This is a genomic window from Streptomyces africanus (genome assembly GCF_002150735.1).
GTDB lineage: Bacteria > Actinomycetota > Actinomycetes > Streptomycetales > Streptomycetaceae > Streptomyces > Streptomyces africanus.
The window spans coordinates 1-2,550 of the sequence record NZ_MUKA01000404.1 but is presented as its reverse complement, the minus strand read 5'-3'; the positions used below and the strand labels follow the sequence as shown (position 1 = coordinate 2,550).

The following is a 2,550-nucleotide window of genomic DNA, read 5'->3' as shown; positions in this document are numbered from 1 at the left end:
GTCGACCACACCCCCGCCGGCAGGAGTGTGGTCGACGGGGGCACGGACGCAGGGGACGCCGGCGGGGGTGTGGTCGACGGTGCTGGGGAGGCGCTGTACGGCGGCAGGGACGCCGCGGGCGGCGCCGGCTCGCCGTTCCCGGCCCGGGGGCTCGTCATGGTGGGGGAGCCGCACGTCGGGGCCTACGCCCTGGCCGCGCGCCGGCGCCTGGAGCTGCTGTCCGAGGCCAGCGCCCGCATCGGCACGACCCTGGATGTACGCCGCACGGCCGAGGAACTGGCCGAGACGGCGGTCCCGCGCCTGGCCGACTTCGTCACCATCGACCTGCCCGAGGCGGTCCTGCGCGGCGAGGAATCCGCCGACCCCCTCGCCGACCTGCGCCGCACGGTGCTGCACGGCGTCCGCGAGGGCCTGCCCTTCACCCAGCCCGGCCGGCGCATCGACTTCGGCCCGACCGCGCCCCAGCTGCGCTGTCTGACCACGGGTGAGGCGGTACTGGAACCGGACCTCAAGGCCGCAGCGGGCTGGCTCGCCCAGGATCCCGAGCACACCGCGCGCCTGCTCGCCCACGTCCACTCCCTCATCGCGGTGCCCCTGCTCGCCCGCGGTGTCGTCCTGGGCATCGCCAGCTTCTACCGCGCCGGGAGCGCCTTCGGGGACGACGACCGTTCGCTGGCCCAGGAACTCGCCGCCCGCGCCGCCCTGTCCATCGACAACGCCCGGCGCTACACCCACGAACGCGCCATGGTCCTGGCCCTCCAGCGCAGACTCCTCCCGCACGGGCTGCCCGACCAGGACGCCGTCGAGGTCGCCCACCGCTATCTGCCCGCCGAATCCGACGTGGGCGGGGACTGGTACGACGTCATCCCCCTTTCCGGCACCCGCATCGGGCTCCTCGTCGGCGACGTCGTCGGCCACGGCATGCTCTCCGCGGCCACGATGGGCCGGCTGCGCACCGCCGCGCGCAGCTTCGCCGAGCTCGACTTCTCCCCGGACGAGGTCCTCACCCACCTCGACAACCTCGTGGGACGCCTGGACCGGGAGGACCCCGACGGCAAGGGCGCCGGCGTCATCGGCGCGACCTGTCTGTACGCCGTCTACGACCCGACCGAGCAGCGGTGCCTCATGGCGCGCGCCGGTCACCCGCCGCCCGCACTCGTCCACCCCGACGGCACCGTGTCCTACCCCGACCTCCCGGCCGGGCCCCCGCTCGGTCTCGGGGGTCTGCCCTTCGACACCGTCGAGATCGACGTCCCCGAGGGCAGTCAGCTGGTGCTCTACACGGACGGGCTCATCGAGGACCGCCACCGTGACGTCGACGTGGTGCTGGAGCAGTTGCGCGTGGCCCTGGCCCATCCGGAGCGGGCACCCGAGCAGACCTGCCAGGCGGTCCTGGACACCGTGGCGCCCGCGCACCCGCACGACGACATCGCCCTGCTCGTCGCCCGCGTGCACGCGCTCGACCCCGGTCGGATCGCCGCCTGGGAGCTGCCCGCCGACCCGTCGGTCGTCGCCGAGGTCCGGGCGTCCGCCATGCGGCGCATGGCCGACTGGGGGCTCGACGAGAGCGCGTTCGCGGCGGAGCTGATCCTCAGCGAGCTGATCACCAACGCCATCCGGCACGGCGCCGGGCCCATCCGGGTGCGGCTGCTGTACGGGCGCACGCTGATCTGCGAGGTCTCCGACGTCAGCAACACCGCCCCCCATCTGCGCCGCGCGGCCAGTACCGACGAGGGCGGACGCGGCCTGTTCCTCGTCGCGCAGCTCTCGCAGAGCTGGGGCACGCGCTACCTCCCCGAGGGCAAGGTCATCTGGGCCGAGTGCGGGCTCGATGCCGCGTGAGGCGTCCGCCGACCCGCGTGGGAGTCACAGCGGCCGAAAGATGCCCGAAATGCTGTAATTTGATCGGGTGCGCGACGCTCCAGACACGCCGGTGAAGGCGGCTTCACCCTTCGGGCCGGAGCCCCTGGTCCGTATCCGCGGGCTCGGCAAGCGGTTCGGCGGGACCGTCGCGCTGGCCGGGGTCGACCTCGACGTCCACGCGGGCAGCGTGCTCGCCCTCCTCGGGCCCAACGGCGCGGGCAAGTCGACGCTCATCAAGGTCCTCGCCGGCGTCCACGCCGCCGACACGGGACAGATCACCGTGGACGGCATCCCCCTCGGCAGCCCGGCCGCGTCCCGGAGCATGTCCTTCATCCACCAGGACCTCGGTCTCGTGGAGTGGATGACGGTCGCCGAGAACATCGCCCTCACCACCGGATACGCACGCCGCACCGGGCTGATCTCCTGGCGGCGCACACGCGAGCGCTGCGTCGATGCGCTGCGGATCGTCGCCGGGCATCTCGACCCCGACGCGCCGGTCTCCGGGCTCGCACCGGCCGAGCGCTCGCTCGTCGCGATCGCCAGGGCCCTGGCAGCCCGCGCGAAGCTCATCGTCCTCGACGAGCCGACCGCCCGCCTGCCCGCCGCCGACAGCGCCCGGCTCTTCGCCGTCCTGCACGACCTGCGCGACCGCGGACACGCGATCCTCTACGTCAGCCACCGCCTGGA

General features: G+C 73.9%; 2 protein-coding genes. Both read left to right on the top strand.

Going from position 1 to position 2,550, the window contains the following annotated elements; translation table 11 throughout:
- Positions 1-1,842 (top strand): ATP-binding SpoIIE family protein phosphatase (locus CCL05_RS37740; RefSeq protein WP_244204538.1); only part of this gene is annotated, 1,842 nt, incomplete at its 5' end.
- Positions 1,843-1,909: 67 nt separating this feature from the next.
- The coding region (locus tag CCL05_RS37735; protein WP_143590007.1) for an ATP-binding cassette domain-containing protein at positions 1,910-2,550 on the top strand (641 nt) is incomplete at its 3' end.